A 17,276-nucleotide genomic window follows, 5' to 3' on the forward strand; every position below is an offset into this window, starting at 1 on the left:
CTCAGGAAGTAAGGGCGCTGCGGCGCAGCAGCAGGACGGTCTGGTCGTCGCCCTGCGGGAGGGTGCCGGCGTGGGCGCTGACCTCGAGGTCGATGCGCCGGATGATGTCGCCGAGGGGCGCTTCGCAGGCGTCCGCCAGGAGGTCCGCGAGACGGTCGAAGCCGAACTCCACGTCGTCCGGTCCGACCGCTTCGGTGATGCCGTCGCTGTAGAAGCAGAGGAGGTCCCCGGGCTCGATCGTCGCCTGCTCCGTGCGGCAGGAGACTCCCGGCAGGAGCCCCAGGGGCAGGCCTCCGGGCCCCATCTGCTCGACCCCTCCGCGACAGTGCACGATGATGCCTGGATTGTGTCCGGCGTTCAGGTAGTGGAGCACGCCGGTCGCGGTGTCCAAGCGCGCGGCGAGCAGCGTGATGAACTTGTTCGCCGCCGAGGAGGCGAGGATGTGGTCGTTCAGGCGCGAGAAGAGATCCGAGCCGAGCTCCAGGCGATCGAGCAGCAGCCGCAGCGCCGAGTGCAGCGTCGAGACCAGGAGCGCCGCCGGCACGCCCTTGCCGGAGACGTCCCCCAGCACCAGCCCCCAGCTGCGGCCTTTGTCGAACGGGAAGAAATCGTAGTAGTCACCGCCGATGTGCTTCGCCGGACGGTTCCACCCGGCGAGCTCGTAGCCCGCGATCTCGGGGGTCCCTTTCGGCAGAATCTGCCGCTGGATCTCGGAGGCGAGCTCGATCTCGCGCTCGAGGCGCTCCTTCTCGAGCGCCTGGCGGTGGAGGTCCGCGTTCTCGAGCGCGATCGCCGCCTGGTTGGCGAGCAGATCGAGGGTCCGGCGGTCGGCGGGTGAGAACGGGCCGACGCCCTGTCGGCTCTCCTTGTCGCCGATCACCAGCAGGCCCTTGGGCAGGCCGTCCACGGCGATCGGCACGCCCAGGACGTGCAGCGCCCCCGGCAGGACGCAACAGGTCGGGCGGGAGACGCCGGCCAGGAGCTCCCGGGTCTCGTCCTCCTGCGGGTCGAGCCGCGCCTGGGCGTCGCCGCCGAAGACGCGATGCAGGTCGAACCGGCCGCTCTGCATGAGATAGAGCGCGCCGCGCCGCGCATCGGAGAGCGAGACGGCGCGCATGAGGATCTCCTCGCACAGGCGCTCGAAGTCGAGCGTCGAGGCGATGGCCAATCCGACGTCGTAGAGCGCCTCGAGCTGCACGCCGCGCGACTTGGCCTCGAAATCCTGCCGCTTGAGCTGGCCACGCAGCACGAGCTCGCGCGCCGCCGTGACCAGCGCGAGGAGGAGCGCCGGCGTCGCCACCCCGGGCTCCACCGTCGCGCCGTTCCAGCGCACCAGACCGCCGCAGAAAGTGAGTTGCCCGGGGCCGTCGACCGGCGCCACGGTGAGCAGCTCCTCGTGTGCCGAGCCCGGGGTCGCGATCTCGCGGCGGAAACCGCGGTCGCTCTTCAGATAGAGCGCCGCTCCGCCCGAACCGGTCGCACGGTCGAGCAGCGCCAGCAGTTGTTCGGTGAGTTGCCGCCCCTGAGGTTCGCGGCGCGCCAGGGCGAGAAGGGCTTCTTCCAGATCGTCCAGCGCCCGCCGGTTCGCGGCGGTTGAAGTAGGTCCGCCGGCGTTCACGGCTTGAGCTGCGTCACCGCGGTCTGCTGGTCGGGGTAGATCGAGGCGTACTGGGCGAGTCCCATGATGTGGAAGGTCTTCTCGATCGTCGGCGTCAGCGAGCAGAATGCGAGCTTGCCCTGGACTTCCAGCATCTTTTCGATGATCTCGATGAGGATCGAGATGCCGATCGAGTTGATGATCTTCGTCCCGGTGAGATCGAGCAGGAGCAGCGTGTAGCCCGATTCCAGCAACTCGTACGCGGCGCGAGCGATCTCCTCGCCGCCCTGGTTGTTGATGTAGCCCTCGGTCTGAATCACGGCGAGAGCGTCGCGGCGATCGATGGTCAGTTTGAGCGCTTCGGTCATCGTTCCCCGTCCTTCCCTAGCGTGACTTGCTCATGACTACGGTGGTGCCCTCGTTGCCCGAGAGGATCCGAACTTCGTCCATCAGCCCCTGGATGATCTTAAGGCCCCAGCCGCGCTTGCGCGAGCCCTTGAGCTTGGCCTCGATCCTCGGCTCCTCCACCTCGGAAAAGGCGAAACCGACACCGCGGTCGTGGACGCTGATCTCGAGGCAGTCCGGCTCTTTGTCGCCGATGAGGCAAAACGTGATCTCCACCTTGCGCTCTGAGGAGTGGCTGTGCTCGAAGGCGTTGATGCAGGCCTCGACGACGGCCAGTCGAACCTCGTCGACCCGGTCCGGGCTCATGCCGATGAACGCCGCCAGGGAGCTCGCGGCCTGACTGGCCACGACCTCCATGTCAGGCGCCATGGGGAGCGTCAACTTGACCTCCCGCAGCCGGGACCGTCCAGACATCAGGTTCTCGCTCTCAAAAGCTCAGGAAGAGCTGCACCAGATAGACCAACGCCGGGGGGATGCGGTCGGTGGCGAGGAGCCAGGTGACGCACCCGATAGCGACGGTTCCGGCGATCCACTCGATCGGCAACGCACGGACATCTATCGACTTGGCGGCGGACTGTAGCATGTGCAATCTCCTTGGTGCCGTACGACAGAGGCAACCCCGCTGCCAGGTCCGTCCCGGGTTCGGTGAAGGTCGGATAAATGTCCTTTCTGCAATGGGTTAGGCTGGATGGCCCGCCTGCCGGCCCGAACCGGGCGCCCACCCTTGTTGGGACATATTGCCCCGCGGCCTGTGACCTTTCCTCTCCGAGAACGTCCGCAGTGCCCAAGTGTCACGGAACCAGCGCGCATGGGACAGTCTGGCGCAATAGAGACAAATTGTCGCCATTGCTGTAAAGCTTTGAGAACAGGAGGGTTAATGAAACGCGGTCAGAAACCCTTGCGGTGCAGCGTCCGGCGATCGACGCCGAGGAGCTTCGCCGCGGCGCTCCGGTTGCCACTCGCCAGCTTGAGCACGCGCTCGATGTGCCGCCGTTCGACCGCTCCCAGATCGAGCGCTTCGGGACCCGCCCCGCGGTTCTCGCTGCCGAGAAGAGAGCGCACGAGCGCCGCCTCGATCGTCCCGTCGGCGAGCGAAACCGCGCCGGCGATCAGATTCTCGAGCTCGCGGACGTTTCCGGGGTAGTCGTAGTCGAGGAGCAGGGCGAGCGCCTCGCGGGAGATCTGCGGCACCGGGATCCCCTCGCGGTGGCAGAACTGCTCGACGAAATGGCGCACCAGGAGGGGGATCTCCTCGCGCCGCTGGCGCAGCGGGGGCAGCTCGAGCTCGACGCCCTTGATGCGGTAGTAGAGGTCCTCGCGAAAGCTCCCCTCGGCGACGAGCTCTTCGAGACTGCGGTGCGTCGCCGCCACCAGCCGTGCATCCACCGGGATGGGACGCTCGCCGCCCAGACGGACGATCTCGCGCTCCTGCAGCGCACGCAGGAGCTTGACCTGCAGCGCCGGCGCCATATCGCCGATCTCGTCGAGAAAGAGCGTCCCCCCGTCGGCGAGCTCGAACTTGCCGCGGCGCGCCGTGACTCCGGTCGCGACGCCGCCCTCGATGCCGAAGAGCTCGCTCTCGAGGAGCGACTCCGGCAGGGCGCCGCAGTTGATGGCGACGAGCGAGCCGGAGCGGCCGGAGAGGTGATGCAGGAGCTTCGCGATCAGCTCCTTGCCGGTGCCGCTCTCGCCGCGCACCAGGACGTTGACGCTGCGCGGTGCGACGCGCTCGACCAGCTCGAGCACCCGGCGCATGCCGGGCGACGCGGCGACGATCCCCTGGCCGTCGAGCTCCGAAGCGAGCTGCCCGCGCAGCACCTTGTTCTCCTCGGCCAGACGCTCGCTCTGCGTCTCCAGACGCTCGATCTGCCGGGCGCCATCGAGCGCCACGCCGGCGAGAGCGGCGACCGACTCCAGGAAGCGCCGGTCCTCGGGCGAGAAGCCTCCCTCCCCGCCGCCACGCTCCTCCTTGTCGAGGAGCGCCAGGTAGCCGAGAAAGACGCCGCGGTAGCCGAGCGGTGTCGCGATGAGCTCACGGAAGGGAACGCCCGCGAACACACCCTGCCGCCGCAGGAGGGTCTGCCCTTCCGAAAGCAGCTCGCGCCAGAGCGGCTGCGCCAGAAATTCGGTACCAGAAGGCCGGGCATCGGGCCAGCCGACGACGGCGAGGGCGCGGCTGCCGGCCGCCGCTTCACGCGTCACCGCCACTGCGACCGCCGGGTCGAGGACGGCACACACGCGCTCGAGGAGCTCGTCGAGGAGCTCCTGCTCCTGGCGCTCGGCGTGGAGCTTGAGCGCCAGGTCGTAGAGCGTCTCGAGCTGCAGCAGTCGCCGCCGGTCGGCAAAGCTCGCGGCTCCGGTCATCGCACCAAGTCTACGCCTGTGTCAGGCGCGGGAGGCACCTGCGGGGCCCCTGCCCGAGGCCGATCACGGCACAGCTGACGACCAACGTACCGTCGTCCCGGTGGCGAAGCCATCCATGAAGACCAGGGAGGACTGGACCGTCCGGATGTCATCGATCACCGCCGACCATGCCTGGTTCGACGGGCTCGTCGTGCCCAGGAAGAGCGCGCCGACGTTGGTGAACACAGCACCGCCGCCGCCGAAGACGCCGAAGCTGGCAAAGGGCAGGTCGATCGTTCCACCTCCGGCAGGCAGCGTCAGCTCCCCCCGCGAGAGGTTGCTGCCGTCGGTCCAGACATAGAAAGCCAGCGAGAGCGCAGCCGAAGAGCTGCTGGTGATCTGAAACCGGAAAGCGTTCTGGCCGTTCGCCGTGAGGTTCACGCCACCCAGCCCGGTCGGCTGAAAGGTCGTCGAGTTGTTGTTGCCGTCCCACCAGATCTCGAGGGTGCCGTCGGATCCGGCGGGCCGGGTGAAGCCGTAGCTGCCGAGGCCAGAAGTCGACGAGATGTTGCCGCCGGCGACGCTGCTCCCGCTCACACGCAGCGTGCGCTCGGTCTGCAGGACCGTGCCGGCGTTGCCATCCACGAAGTTCACGGCCGTACCCGGTGCGCTGTTGAGAACGACGGTGAGCGCGCCCGAGTTGAAGTCATCGATGACGATCGACTGCGCGACGACCACGCCGGGGATCCCGACGACGGTCGAGAGCAGCAGTCTGCAAGCCCAGCGGACGAGAGGCCGGGTCCTGGCGAGCGATCGCATGCGGTCTCCTCCTGCGAGTATTCCTGGAGTCTACGCCTCTTCCGCCCGCCGCTCCCCGACGCACTTGACGACCACGAGAGTGCAGTCGTCTTCGGGTTCGGGGCTCGCCCGGTGCGCCGCGACACTGGCGAAGATCGCGGCGACGACCTCGCTCTCGGAGCGCTTCCGGCTCTTCATGAGGACCGCTTCGAGGCCCGATGTCCCGAATCGCCGCCCCGCCGCGTCGGTCTCCTCCCAGACGCCGTCGGTGAACAACAGCAGCAGGTCGCTGGGCTCGAGCCGCAGCGGCGCCTCGAGCCCGAAGCGCAGCCCGCGACGCACGCCGAGCGGGATGTTCGAGCCCACCGGCGGCAGGCGTTCGACGCGATCCCGACGCACCAGCACCGGCATGTGGTGGCCGGCCGTGGCGAACTCGAAGAGCCGTCCTTCGGGATCGAGAATGCCCAGCAGGAGCGTCATGTACATCTCGTCCGAGGTGTCGGCCTGCAACAGGTCGTTCATGTGCTGAAGACAGGCCTCCAGCGAGTCGCCGTGCGCGAGGCACTCACGCAACGCCGCGCGCGCGTCGGCGGCGAGCAAGGCCGACCCGAGGCCATGCCCCGCGACGTCGCCGATCGCGATCGCCAGCCGGCCGTCGGCGAGCGGGATGAAGTCGTAGTAGTCGCCGCCTACGCTGCGGCACATCTTCTGGGCCGCAGCGAAACGGAAACCGGCCAGCTGCGGCACGCCCTGCGGCAGCAGGCGACCCTGGATGGCGCCGGCAATCGCGAGCTCCTGCTCGATCTCCTGTTTGTCCAGGAACTGCCTGTGCAGCATGGAGCTCCACAGCACCACGGCCGCCTGATTGGCGATCAACAGGGCGAAGTCGAGATCCGTGCCGTCGAAAGGTCGGCCGTCCCGCTTGTCGTTGAAGGTCATCACCCCCTGGACGGCGCCGCGGATCTCGAGCGGGACGCACAGGGCCGAGTGATTCGCGTAGTCGCTGGTGTGCGCCGTCGCGCGCCGGCGCCGCCATCCGGGATGCTCGCGAACGTCCTGCAGCACGAGCGGCTTGCCGGTCGCCGCGACCTCGCCGGCGATCCCCGTGCCGAGGACGATCCGCGTCGAGCGCACCACCGCTTCGGAGAGTCCCTTCGCGCTGCGGATCGAGAGCGTCTTTCTCTCCGCGTCCAGGATCAGGATCGAGCCGCGCTCGACGCCGAGGAGGTCGGTCGCGCCCTCGAGGAGCGCCGCGAGCGCTGCGTCGAAATCCAGGGTGCGCGCCAGGCGTTCGGTGACCAGGTGGATGAGGCGCAGGGTCGCGGAGTGCGCCAGGCGTCCGCGCACGCGGGTGCGCGCGGCTGCGCTCCCGCGGCGCGCCGGCGCCGCAGCCCTGGGATCGTCGACGCCAGCCCGGCGCCCCGGTGCGGCCTTCGGTCCTTTTTCGATGGCCGGAGTATAGACAACTACCCCTCCGCGATGGCGCGACTCCCGCCCTCGGGCCGATCCTCAGCCCGCTCGAAGCCAACGCGCTTCAGCGGAACTGCGGGTGACCGAGGATCCGCTGCGCGAAAGCGGCGTGCTCGCCGGCGCCGACGTCGCTCGGGAAGCGCGCCTGCGAGCGACCCCAGCGCGCGAGCCACGCGGCGCCCAGCAGATCGTGGCGACGCCCGGCGGCGGTCACGGAGGCGGCCGTCAGCGCGATCGTGCTCTCGGGCCGGCCATCGGTGGGGCGTCCGCGGGCCACCCAGAATCCCGCCCCCAGCATGGCGACCCGTGCCGCCGTGGAGGCGGTGTAGGTGTAGAGCTCGACGGCTCTGCCGTCGCAGGCGGCGTGCAGGCCCTCGAAGGTCGAGAGCGTCCAGGCCGCAGGATGCGTCGAGCCCGAGAAGAGGTCGTAGAAAACCAGGTCCGGGGCGAACGGCGCCCGCGCCATCGTCTCTGCGAAGTCCCCGGCGAGCAGCCGCCACTCGAGGCCCGGGTGAGTGCGCGACGTCCAGTGTCCGGTGGCGAGCAGGGTGGCCGGACCGCCGTGGCGCAGGTAAGGAAAGTGGCGGTGATGGCGCAGCGCCAGCCGGAGCGGATCGAGGTCGGTCTCGAAGCTGACGATCTGGAGTCCTCGGAGATCCCGCAGCCCGCCCGGACAGCCCGACTCTCCGATACCGACACCCGCGGCGGCGTCCTCGTAGCAGCCGATCGCCGCCATCGCGTTGGCCGCGGCGCCGAGCCCGACATCCCATACGACCAGTGCCTCCGCAGACGCCGCATCCTCGCCGTCGCGAAGGCGCAAGCGCTCGGCGAGCCCTGACTGCTCGAGGTACAGCGAGCGCGCCTCGTCCATGGGCGGCGTGCGCGCATGCATGGTCTCGCCCGAGGCGACGTGGCGAATGCTCGCGAAACCTGCGGGCGCCATGTGCACGGCGTAGGCACCCTTCGCGAGGGCAGCCGCCGATGCGGCCAGAGCCGCTGACGCCGGGAGTGTGCGCACGCGCGACCGCTTCACGGGGTTGTCGAGGTCGTCGGCGCCGAGGGACTCCCGCCTCGTGCGGTAGAGGTCCGCGAAGGTGTCCGCCAGGATGCTCTCCCGCACCTCGCGCATCAGCCGGTGGTAGAAGTGGAGATTGTGCTGCCCCAGAAGCTGCCAGCCGAGCGGCTCCCGCACCTTGATCAGATGGTGCAGATAGGCGCGCGAATGGCGCGGGCAGGTCGGGCAGTCGCAGTCCGGATCGAGCGCACGGTCGGCCATCGCGTGGACGGTCCGGCGCATCTGCAGATACCCGCGGGAGGTGAAGGCTCCGCCGCGCTGCGCCACCTGCGTCGGGATGATGCAGTCGAACATGTCGACCCCGCGGTGCACGGCCTCGAGGAGATCGAGAGGTGTGCCCACGCCCATCAGGTAGCGCGGCTTCTCCTCTGGCATCCGTTCGGCGGTGAGGGCGCAGACATCCTCGCGCTCTGCACGGCTCTCGCCCACTGCGAGTCCCCCGATCGCGAAACCGTCGAACGGCATCTCCGCGAGACGCGCCGCGCACTCGCGCCGCAGCTCGGGGAAGAGCGCCCCCTGCACGATGCCGAAGAGGGCCTGAGGGGACTGTCCCTGCGCCTTCTGCAGGGGCTGTCCCCGCGCGTTGGCAGCCTCCCGCGCTTGGAGGCAGCGCAACGCCCAGCGCGCCGTGAGATCGGCCGCGGCGCGCGCCGTGGCGAGGTCGACCGTGGAGGCCACGCAGTGGTCGAAGGCCATCATGATGTCGGCGCCGATCGCGATCTGGGTCGCGATGCTCGACTCCGGGGAGAGGAGGACCGTTTTGTGGTCGACGTAGCTCCTGAAGGCGGCGCCTTCCTCGGAGACCGTACGAGCGCCGGGGAGGGAGAACACCTGGTAACCGCCGGAGTCGGTGAGCACGGCGCGCGGCCAGCTCATGAACCGGTGAATTCCCCCCACGTGGCGCAGGACCTCCGGGCCGGGACGCAGCAGCAGGTGGTAAGTGTTGGCGAGCAGCACCTGCGCCCCGGAGTCGAGGAGCGTCTGCGGCAGCTGCGCCTTCACCGTGGCCTGCGTGCCCACCGGCATGAAGACCGGTGTCAGGACGGGGCCGTGCAGGGTTTCGAGAATCCCGGCGCGCGCCCCCGACCCGCACGCCGTCGCGACCCTGCGGAAACCACTCCGGGAGATGTTCATCTCACCACGGCGAAAGCGGCGAGCGCCAACCGGCGAGATACAGCTGTCATCCCGCCTTGAGCAAGGAAGAGGGCAGCTTGGACGCCCGCTGCCTCGCAGCGTAGAGGTCCACGGCCGTCTGCGCGTTGAGCCAGAACGCAGCCGAAGTCGAGAGCGCGGCGCCCAGCTTCAGAGCCACTCCTGCCGTGACAGCACTCCGCCCGTTGACGATCCGGTTCACCACCTTGACGTCGCAGCCGAGGTGCTCCGCGAGTCGCTGCTGCGTGAGTCCGAGCGGCTCCAGAAACTCCTCGCGCAGGATCTCGCCCGGCGTCGTCGGCTTGCGCTGCAAGCTCTTTCCGTTCATCGTCATCATCGATCGCCCTCAGTGATAGTCCACTACATCCACCTGCTCAGGTCCGAAAGGCGTCCAGCGAAAGACAATGCGCCATTGATCATTGACCCGGATGCTGTGCATTCCCCCGAGGTCCCCCTTGAGCGCCTCCAGCCGATTTCCCGGAGGCGAAGCCTGATCGCTCAGGACGGCCGCGTAGTCGAGCATGTCCAGCTTTCGCAGAACAGCTCTGGCGACTCCGGACCACCCGGCGCCCCGAGGAGCGCGCCCCTCGAAGTAGAAGCGCTCGACGGCAGGGCGGGCGAAACCCCGAATCGACATCGGCGACAACTTACCTTTATCAGGTATACCCTGTCAAGGTATAACATCTACGGGCGAAGCTCTCCCACCGAGAGAGGGTGGCGGCGGCGCAGCTCGCAGCGGCGCTCAGCCGCCGAACTGGCGAAGGTGGTGGTCGAGGTGCTTGTAGATCAGGCGCCCCCACTCCGGTCCGGTCAGCCGGCCGAAGAAGGTGTGGACCGTTCCGGTCGCAGCCTCGGGTCCGCGCTCGACGAACTGCGCCAGCGCGGCTAGAAGTCTCGCCTTCTCGGCCTCGAAGCTCCGCCGGTCGCCGACGAGGAAGGCCGGATCCGTGGGCGAGGACTTCGGAAACGGCACGTCGCCCAGGTACTTGGCACGTACGAGCGGCGCGAAGAGCCGGCCGATCCAGCGCTGCTTGCGGTTCGGGTCGGCGAGCGGCAGCTCGATCGCGACCGCGCAGTGCGCCAGCATCTGTGCCGGATCCATCTTTCCCCACAGCCGAGCTCCGTCCGGGCGGAGAGCAGAGAGTCGAGAGAGGATCCGTTCGCGGTCGGAGGCGTCGAAGATGGAACCCACGGCAGGTCCGGGCATGGCGCGATCTCCTTCTGGATCAGCTTGCAGGAACCGCCGCCGGCCGCGCGGCGAGAGAGCGGGCGAGGTACTGGCCGGTGTAGCTCGCCTTGGCCTTCGCGACTTTCTCCGGCGTGCCGGCGGCGACCAACTGGCCGCCGCCCGAGCCGCCGTCGGGGCCGAGGTCGACCAGCCAGTCGGCGGTCTTGATGACGTCGAGGTTGTGCTCGACGACGATCACGGTGTTGCCGAGATCGACCAGCCGGTGCAGCAACTGCAGAAGCTTCCTCACGTCGTCGAAGTGGAGGCCCGTGGTCGGCTCGTCGAGAAGGTAGAGGGTCTTCCCCGTCGAGCGCTTGCAGAGCTCGGTGGCGAGCTTGACGCGCTGCGCCTCGCCGCCGGAGAGCGTGGTCGCCGACTGTCCGAGGTGCAGGTAGCCGAGGCCGACCTCGGCGAGCGTCGCGAGGATCCTCTCGACCGCCGGAATGTTGCGGAAGACGTCGTAGGCCTGCTCGATCGTGAGCTCGAGGATCTCGGCGATGTTCAGCCCCTTGTAGCGCACCGCCAGCGTCTCGCGGTCGTAGCGCTTGCCGTCGCAGACCTCGCACTTGACGTAGATGTCCGGCAGGAAGTGCATCTCGATCTTGATCTGGCCGTCGCCGCCGCAGGCCTCGCAGCGTCCGCCGGCGACGTTGAAGCTGAAGCGCCCGGCCTTGTAGCCGCGCGCCCGCGCCTCCGGGGTCATCGCCATGAGATTGCGGATCTGGCCGAAGACGTTGGTATAGGTCGCCGGATTCGAGCGCGGCGTGCGGCCGATCGGACTCTGGTCGATGGCGATCACCTTGTCGAGATGCTCGACCCCGGTCAGACGGTCGTGCTTGCCCGGGAGCTCCGAGGCTTCGTAGAAATGCCGTGCCAGGGCGCGGTGCAGGATGTCGTTCACCAGGCTGCTCTTGCCGGAGCCGGAGACGCCCGTGACCACCGTGAAGGCGCCGAGCGGAAACTCGACGTCGAGGCCGCGCAGGTTGTTGTGCCGCGCCCCTTCGATGACCAGCTTCCTGCCGTTGCCGGCGCGGCGCTGCTGCGGGATCGCCACCGCGAGCTCGCCACGCAGGTACTTGCCGGTGAGCGACTGCGGTGCGAGGGCGACCTGCTCGGGCGTCCCCGAGGCGACGAGCTCCCCGCCGTGAATCCCCGCCCCGGGCCCGAGATCGAGCACCCAGTCGGCGGCGAGGATGGTGTCCTCGTCGTGCTCGACCACCAGCACGGTGTTGCCGAGGTCGCGCATCCCTTTGAGGGTCGTGATGAGGCGGTCGTTGTCGCGCTGATGGAGGCCGATCGACGGCTCGTCGAGGACGTAGAGCACGCCCATCAGCTTCGAGCCGATCTGCGTCGCGAGGCGGATGCGCTGGCTCTCGCCGCCCGAGAGCGTCGCCGAGGAGCGGTCGAGCGTCAGATAGCCGACGCCGACGTCGTCGAGGAAGCCGAGCCGGTCACCTACCTCCTGCAGGACCTTGGCGGCGATCGTGCGCTCGCGGTCGGAGAGCTCGAGCGTCGGCACCAGCCGGCGGAGCTCCGACACCGGCATCGTCGTGAGCTCGTCGACCGCGCGGCCGGCGACGGTGATCGCCAGCGCCTCGGGGCGCAGGCGCCGGCCCTTGCAGTCGGGGCAGAGATGGACCGACATGTACTTCTCGATCTCGCCGCGCACCACCTGGGAGTCGGACTCGCGATAGCGCCGTTCGAGCATCGGCACGACGCCCTCGTACTTGCCCTCCCACTTGTAGCTCGACTTCTTGCCCTTGAACTCGAACTGGAGCTCCTGCTCGCCGCTGCCCTGGAGGATGACCGCCCTGGCCTTCGCCGACAAGCGGTTCCACGGCGTGCGCAGCGAGAAGCCCATCGCCTTGGCGAGGGTTTCGATCATGCGCAGCCGCCAGGACTTCGAACCCGGCTGAAAGAGCGACAGAGCGCCGGCGTCGATCGAGCGCTCGGGGTCGGTCACCACCTTCTCCGGATCGACCCCCATGAGCGTGCCGAGGCCGGAACAGGTCGGGCAGGCGCCGTAGGGGCTGTTGAACGAGAATAGGCGCGGCGTGATCTCCGAAAGGCTGGTGCCGCAGGTCGAGCAGGAGAAGTTCTGCGACAGGGTCTCTTCCGGAAGGCCCTCGGGCGCCGCGACGACGAGGCCGCTCCCCACCTTGAGCGCCGTCTCGAGCGAGTCGGCCAGACGCTTGTCGAGGCCGGGCTTCACCACCAGCCGGTCGATGAGGATGTCGATCGCGTGCTTTTTCTGCTTGTCGAGCGCCGGGATCTCCTTCGAGAGATCGAAGGTCTGGCCGTCGATACGGGCGCGCAGGAACCCCTGGCGCGCCATCTCCATGAGCTGCTTCTTGTACTCGCCCTTCTTGCCGCGCACGTAAGGCGCGTAGAGCAGGAGCTTCGTGCCCTCGGGCAGCGCGGACAGCCGATCGACCATCTGCTGCACCGTCTGCGGCCGGATCTCCTGGCCGCAGGTCGGGCAGTGCGGGATGCCGATCGAGGCGTAGAGGAGGCGCAGGTAGTCGTGGATCTCGGTAACCGTCCCCACGGTCGAACGGGGATTGCGTGACACCGACTTCTGCTCGATCGAGATCGCCGGCGACAGCCCATCGATGGCGTCGACATCCGGCTTCTCGACCTGCGGCAGGAACTGACGGGCATAGGCCGAAAGCGACTCGACATAGCGCCGCTGCCCCTCGGCGAAGAGAGTGTCGAAAGCCAGGGACGACTTCCCCGAGCCCGAAACGCCGGTCACGACCACCAGCCGGTTCCGGGGGATCTCGAGATGCAGATTCTTGAGATTGTGCTCGCGCGCGCCGCGTACGACGATGGCATCCATACGGACGCGAAAGCCTAGCACGGCGGTAATCCGGCGTAAACTTCAACGTATCGAGTCCGCCGCGCCGCGTCAGCCATGAGCGGAGAGGATGGCGCCGGAGATTCAGCGACTACCCGTCGAACATCGCGGCCCTAACCTCTTTTTTCTCGCGGCGTTCCGGCTCGGGTGTCCGTCTAGAATGCTGTCGCAACGATACTGACTGCGGAGGCGAACGATTGACCTTGCTGGGGAAGACAGTCGGGCGCTTTCGCGTGCTATCGCTCCTCGGCCGGGGGGGCATGGGCGAGGTCTACGTCGCCTATGACGAGACGCTCGACCGCCGAGTCGCGCTCAAGTCGATCGTCGCCGGCCGGCGCCTGCAGCCCTCGGCGCAGGCGCGCTTCCGGCGCGAGGCGCGTCTGCTCTCGCGGCTCGACCACCCCAACATCTGCCGGATCTACGACTACGTCGAGATGGAGACCCACGATTTTCTGGTGCTCGAGCTCGTCTCCGGTCGCCGCCTCGACGACGCGATCCAGGCCGGGCTGGGCCGCGACCAGGAGCTGCGCATCGCCGGACAGATTGCCGCAGCGCTCGTCGCCGCGCACGCCGAGGGGATCGTTCATCGCGACTTGAAACCCGGAAACGTCATGCTGTCCGACGCCGGCGAGGTCAAGGTCCTCGACTTCGGGCTGGCATGGACGACGGGAGAGAGAGCCGCCCCGCGGCCGATCGCACCGCCTTCGACCGCGACGTCGGAGACGGAGCTGCCGCCTACCGAAGCGGGTTTCGTCGGCGCCGAAGGGCTCGCATACGAGGAACCGCCGCCCGGAGTGACCGCGGCGCCGGGGGCCTCCCCGCTCGCCTGGGCAGCGGCAGGGCCGTCGTCCGCGGACGACGGTGTCCACACCCAGCACGGCGTGATCCTGGGCACGCCCGCCTACATGAGCCCCGAGCAGGCGCGCGGCGAACCCGCCACCACCGCGAGCGACATGTATTCGTTCGGCTTGCTGGCTCAGTTCCTCTTCACCGGTCGCTCGCCCCAGCCCGAAGGACTCGACTCGACGGAACTGGTGCGGCGCGCGCTGCGCGCCGAAAGCCTGCCCCCAATCGGGATTCCCAAAGACCTGACGGCGCTCGTCGTGCAGCTCAAGGCGGCCGCCCCGGCCGCTCGCCCGACGGCAGTCGAGGTCGCGACCCGCCTGGGTTGGATTCGGGACGCGCCCAAGCGCCGATGGCGCCGGCTGGCCGCCGCCGGCGGTCTCCTCCTCGCCGTCCTCGTGGGAGTCAAGTACACGCTCGACCTGCGCGCCGAGCGCAGCCTCGCGATCGCGGCGCAAGAGGAGGCCGAGCGCCGCCGCGGCCAGGCCGAAGACCTCATCCAGTTCATGCTCGGAGACCTGCGCGAACGACTCGAGTCGGTGGGCCGCCTCGACGCGCTCGACGGAGTCGCCGCCAAGGCGCTCGACTACTTCGCTTCGGTCGAAGCCGGGCAGCTCAACGACGCGGACCTCTTCCGCCGTTCGCGCGCCCTGACACAGATCGGCGAGGTTCGCATCGCCCAGGGGGATCTGGCCGCCGCCAGGCAGCAATTGAGCGCCGCGCACGCCTCGGCCTCCGACCTGGTCGCGAGACAGCCCAGGAACGGCGACTGGCTGATGGGCCTGGGCGCCATCGAGTTCTGGCTCGGCAACGTCGACTGGCTGCAGGGGGACCTGGCGGCGGCCGAGGAGCGCTTCCGCGCCTACCTTGCGGTCGCCGATCGGCTGGTGGCGATCGACGGCGCCAAGCCCGAGTGGCGCATGGAGCAGGCCTACGCTCACAGCAATCTGGGCACGGTCCAGAACGCGCGCGGCAACGTCGACGCCGCGCTCGAGCAGTTCCGGCTCACTGTCGACGTCGAGCGCGCGCTGGTGGCGGCCGACCCGGCGGAGCCGCGCTGGCAGAAGGAGCTGGCCAACGGTCTCTCGTGGCTCGGCGAGGTCCTCTACGGGCGTGGCGAGCTCGAGGAGTCGCGGACCTTCTACGAGGAGGCGCGCGCCGCGTTCCAGCGGCTCGTCGAGCTCTCGCCCGCCGATACCGGCAACCGTTTCCTTCTCGGCCTCCAGCGCCGCAAGCTGGGTACGACGCTGGAGAGCCTCGGACGGTCGGAAGCAGCGATCGAGGAGTACATCCAGAGCCTGGCCATCCACCGCCAGCTCGCGGAGCTCGATCCCGCGAACGCCGACTGGCGGCGCGAGGTCGCGCTCTGTCACATGCGCCTGGGAGTGATCCTGAGGGATACCGACGCGGCCAAGGCTATGCCGCACCTCACCCAGGCGGTCGAAATTCTCGACGCCCTCTTCCAGAGTGACACGACCAACAGCGAGCGCCGGCTCGATTTCGCCTGCGCCCGCATGGAGCTGGCGCACGGCCTGCTCGCTGCGGGTGAGACCGCGGGCGCTGTCGCAGAGGCGCAGGGTGCCCTGAATGCGCTGGGACCGGTGCCCGGGGACGCCGACGACCGCCCGAGGCGGGTGCTCGAAGGCGAGGTCCGTCTGATGCTCGGCGACGCGCTGAGCGCGACCGGGCATCGAACCGAAGCCCGCGCCGCCTGGGCGGAGGCGGAGTCGGTATTGAAGCCCCTCGCCGACGGCAGCAAGGACCCGCGGGTGCTGGCGCCGCTCGCGCAAGCCCTCGTCGGCCTGGGCCACCGCGCGGAGGCCCAGGCCGTCATCGATCGACTGCGCGCCGGCGGCTACCGCCGTGCGCCTTTCGAGAATCCGCTGCGCTAGGCTTCGCGGCGCTCGAGAACCATCACAACCAGAAAGGACGGCAAGCCATGACAGTCATCGGCATCGCAGTCACCATCGACGAAAAAGGGGTCGCGTCCTACAGCTCGGAGAGCAAGCAGGTCGCGTCGGATGGAACGATCACCATAGAGATCGGGGAGAGCGCCTCGATCACTTTTGCCCCCGCGAGCGGCCAGAGCTGGATGTTCCAGAGTCCATGGATCTCGATCGTGTCGAAGACTCCGGGAATTCAGGACGTGACGCTCACCTCGGGAGGGTCGGACGCGGTCACGATCGCGGACTCAAATCCTGCAGGCACGAAGGCCAGCAGCTACACCTACACCCTGTCGACCACCGTCGGAAACCTCGACCCGGCGATCCTCAACAAAGGCCGCTAGTCGTTTCGCCGATGAGGCAGCGGCTCCGCGGAAGCCCCCTTTACCAGCGGTCGCCGCGGCCGCGGGTGGCGCGGTCCATGGCGGCGGCGGCTTCGCGGTCGAGCTCCTGGGTGCGCTTGGTCTCGCGTTTGTCGTAGAGCTTCTTGCCCTGGACGAGGCCGATCTCGACCTTGATGCGGCTGCCGCGCAGGTAGACCTGGAGCGGCACGACGCTGTAGCCCTTGGTGACCACGCGGCCGGCGAGCTTGTCGATCTCGCGCCGCGACAGCAGGAGCTTGCGCGAACGGTCCGGGAGATGGTTCTCGCGGTTGCCGTGCGAGTAGGGGCTGATGTGGGCGCCGACCAGGAAGGCCTCGCCGTTCTGGAAGTCGACGAAGGCGTCGGAGAGCTGGATCTTGCCGGTGCGCGCCGATTTCACCTCGGTGCCGGTGAGCGCGATGCCCGCCTCCAGCCGTTCGTGGATGAAGTAGTCGAAAGCGGCGCGGCGGTTGCCGGCCAGGAGGCGTACCTGCGGGGTGGTTTCGTTCATGGGTGGTTTGCCGGCGACCGGCAGCGAGCGCCCGGTCGGTCCCCAGTCTATCGCCGAAAAGCCTCCGCTACCTGTCCGTGGGGCCTCGCGAGAGCGCGACCCGGCCGGTGCGCGATGGTAGATTGACCTCTCATGTTCGCGTGGTCGCGCTTCCTCGTCTTGGGCCTGCTCCTCGCCGTGACCGGCGGGCCCGGCGAGCCCGCGATCGAGGACCTCCGGGTGACCGTCGACGGCGGCCAGGTGCTCGTCGGCTTCCACCTCGCCAACGGCCTCGACGCCGAAACCAGGGAACGGATCGCCTCCGGCCTGCCGACGAGCTTCATCTACGAGCTCGAGTTGAAGCGCGATCGCAAGCACTGGTGGGACAGGGGTCTCGATTCGACGGTGCTCGAGGTGGTCGCCATGTACAACGCCGTCACCCGCGAGTACCTGGTCAACACCAAGCAGGGCGGCCGGCTCATCGAGAGCCGCACGGTGCGCGACGAGGAGGAGCTCGAGCGCGCCATGACCCACTTCGAGAGCTTCCCCGCCTTCGCCCTCGAGGCCGACGCGGACGGCTCGCGTTTCCTCGTCCGCGTGCGCGTCGACCTCGGACCCGGCGCCGTGCTGGGGTTCATCCCCTACCAGCGCTCCACCGAATGGGTCGAGTCCAACAAGGTCCGGTTGCACGCGCCGGAGCCCTGAGACGAGCG

At 68.7% G+C, this 17,276-nt stretch carries 16 protein-coding genes; 3 read left to right on the top strand and 13 right to left on the bottom strand.

The genetic code is table 11. The annotated features are described in order from the left end of the window. Nucleotide 1: 1 nt before the first annotated feature. The 12 genes from KBI44_00225 to uvrA all read right to left on the bottom strand — a co-directional run bounded on the left by KBI44_00225 (nucleotide 2) and on the right by uvrA (nucleotide 12,907). The gene (locus tag KBI44_00225; protein MBP9142879.1) at nucleotides 2–1,618 is read right to left on the bottom strand and encodes a SpoIIE family protein phosphatase; all 1,617 of its coding nucleotides are present in this window, start codon (nucleotides 1,616–1,618) and stop codon (nucleotides 2–4) included. Then, entirely contained in the window at nucleotides 1,615–1,965 is a 351-nt protein-coding gene (locus KBI44_00230) for an STAS domain-containing protein (protein MBP9142880.1), read from the bottom strand. The genes KBI44_00225 and KBI44_00230 overlap by 4 nt, the downstream gene beginning before the upstream one ends. 16 nt (nucleotides 1,966–1,981) lie before the next feature. After that, entirely contained in the window at nucleotides 1,982–2,416 is a 435-nt protein-coding gene (locus KBI44_00235; GenBank protein ID MBP9142881.1) for an ATP-binding protein, read from the bottom strand. Between the two features lie 13 nt (nucleotides 2,417–2,429). Then, nucleotides 2,430–2,585, bottom strand: coding sequence for a hypothetical protein (locus KBI44_00240; GenBank protein ID MBP9142882.1), 156 nt, complete (start codon nucleotides 2,583–2,585; stop codon nucleotides 2,430–2,432). Between the two features lie 305 nt (nucleotides 2,586–2,890). Further along, entirely contained in the window at nucleotides 2,891–4,366 is a 1,476-nt protein-coding gene (locus KBI44_00245) for a sigma 54-interacting transcriptional regulator (protein ID MBP9142883.1), read from the bottom strand. 63 nt (nucleotides 4,367–4,429) lie between these two features. Continuing rightward, on the bottom strand, nucleotides 4,430–5,164 hold the full coding sequence (locus tag KBI44_00250) for a hypothetical protein (GenBank protein ID MBP9142884.1): 735 nt from the start codon (nucleotides 5,162–5,164) through the stop codon (nucleotides 4,430–4,432). 30 nt (nucleotides 5,165–5,194) lie between these two features. After that, nucleotides 5,195–6,490 carry a SpoIIE family protein phosphatase gene (locus KBI44_00255; protein ID MBP9142885.1) on the bottom strand — a complete coding sequence of 432 codons (1,296 nt, stop codon included), beginning with the start codon at nucleotides 6,488–6,490 and terminating at the stop codon, nucleotides 5,195–5,197. 187 nt (nucleotides 6,491–6,677) lie between these two features. Further along, nucleotides 6,678–8,822 (bottom strand): tRNA guanosine(34) transglycosylase Tgt, encoded by a 2,145-nt coding sequence (gene tgt / locus KBI44_00260; protein ID MBP9142886.1) that lies wholly within the window; start codon nucleotides 8,820–8,822, stop codon nucleotides 6,678–6,680. A gap of 46 nt (nucleotides 8,823–8,868) precedes the next feature. After that, on the bottom strand, nucleotides 8,869–9,168 hold the full coding sequence (locus KBI44_00265; GenBank protein MBP9142887.1) for a HigA family addiction module antidote protein: 300 nt from the start codon (nucleotides 9,166–9,168) through the stop codon (nucleotides 8,869–8,871). A gap of 18 nt (nucleotides 9,169–9,186) precedes the next feature. Beyond that, nucleotides 9,187–9,477 (bottom strand): type II toxin-antitoxin system RelE/ParE family toxin, encoded by a 291-nt coding sequence (locus tag KBI44_00270; GenBank protein ID MBP9142888.1) that lies wholly within the window; start codon nucleotides 9,475–9,477, stop codon nucleotides 9,187–9,189. Nucleotides 9,478–9,582: 105 nt separating this feature from the next. After that, the gene (locus KBI44_00275; protein ID MBP9142889.1) at nucleotides 9,583–10,047 is read right to left on the bottom strand and encodes a DUF1569 domain-containing protein; all 465 of its coding nucleotides are present in this window, start codon (nucleotides 10,045–10,047) and stop codon (nucleotides 9,583–9,585) included. Between the two features lie 19 nt (nucleotides 10,048–10,066). After that, nucleotides 10,067–12,907 (bottom strand): excinuclease ABC subunit UvrA, encoded by a 2,841-nt coding sequence (gene uvrA, locus KBI44_00280; protein MBP9142890.1) that lies wholly within the window; start codon nucleotides 12,905–12,907, stop codon nucleotides 10,067–10,069. A gap of 221 nt (nucleotides 12,908–13,128) precedes the next feature. On the opposite strand from uvrA, the gene KBI44_00285 reads away from it, so the two are divergent. Both KBI44_00285 and KBI44_00290 read left to right on the top strand, forming a co-directional pair. Continuing rightward, nucleotides 13,129–15,660 carry a protein kinase gene (locus KBI44_00285; GenBank protein MBP9142891.1) on the top strand — a complete coding sequence of 844 codons (2,532 nt, stop codon included), beginning with the start codon at nucleotides 13,129–13,131 and terminating at the stop codon, nucleotides 15,658–15,660. A 47-nt stretch (nucleotides 15,661–15,707) separates the two neighbouring features. Further along, nucleotides 15,708–16,055, top strand: a complete 348-nt coding sequence (locus tag KBI44_00290; protein ID MBP9142892.1) for a hypothetical protein — start codon at nucleotides 15,708–15,710, stop codon at nucleotides 16,053–16,055. 40 nt (nucleotides 16,056–16,095) lie between these two features. Here KBI44_00290 and smpB read toward each other — a convergent pair whose 3' ends face one another. Beyond that, on the bottom strand, nucleotides 16,096–16,584 hold the full coding sequence (gene smpB, locus KBI44_00295) for an SsrA-binding protein SmpB (protein MBP9142893.1): 489 nt from the start codon (nucleotides 16,582–16,584) through the stop codon (nucleotides 16,096–16,098). A gap of 132 nt (nucleotides 16,585–16,716) precedes the next feature. On the opposite strand from smpB, the gene KBI44_00300 reads away from it, so the two are divergent. Further along, on the top strand, nucleotides 16,717–17,268 hold the full coding sequence (locus tag KBI44_00300; protein ID MBP9142894.1) for a DUF4390 domain-containing protein: 552 nt from the start codon (nucleotides 16,717–16,719) through the stop codon (nucleotides 17,266–17,268). Nucleotides 17,269–17,276 lie beyond the last annotated feature (8 nt).

The organism is Thermoanaerobaculia bacterium, from assembly GCA_018057705.1.
In the GTDB taxonomy this organism is placed as follows: domain Bacteria; phylum Acidobacteriota; class Thermoanaerobaculia; order Multivoradales; family JAGPDF01; genus JAGPDF01.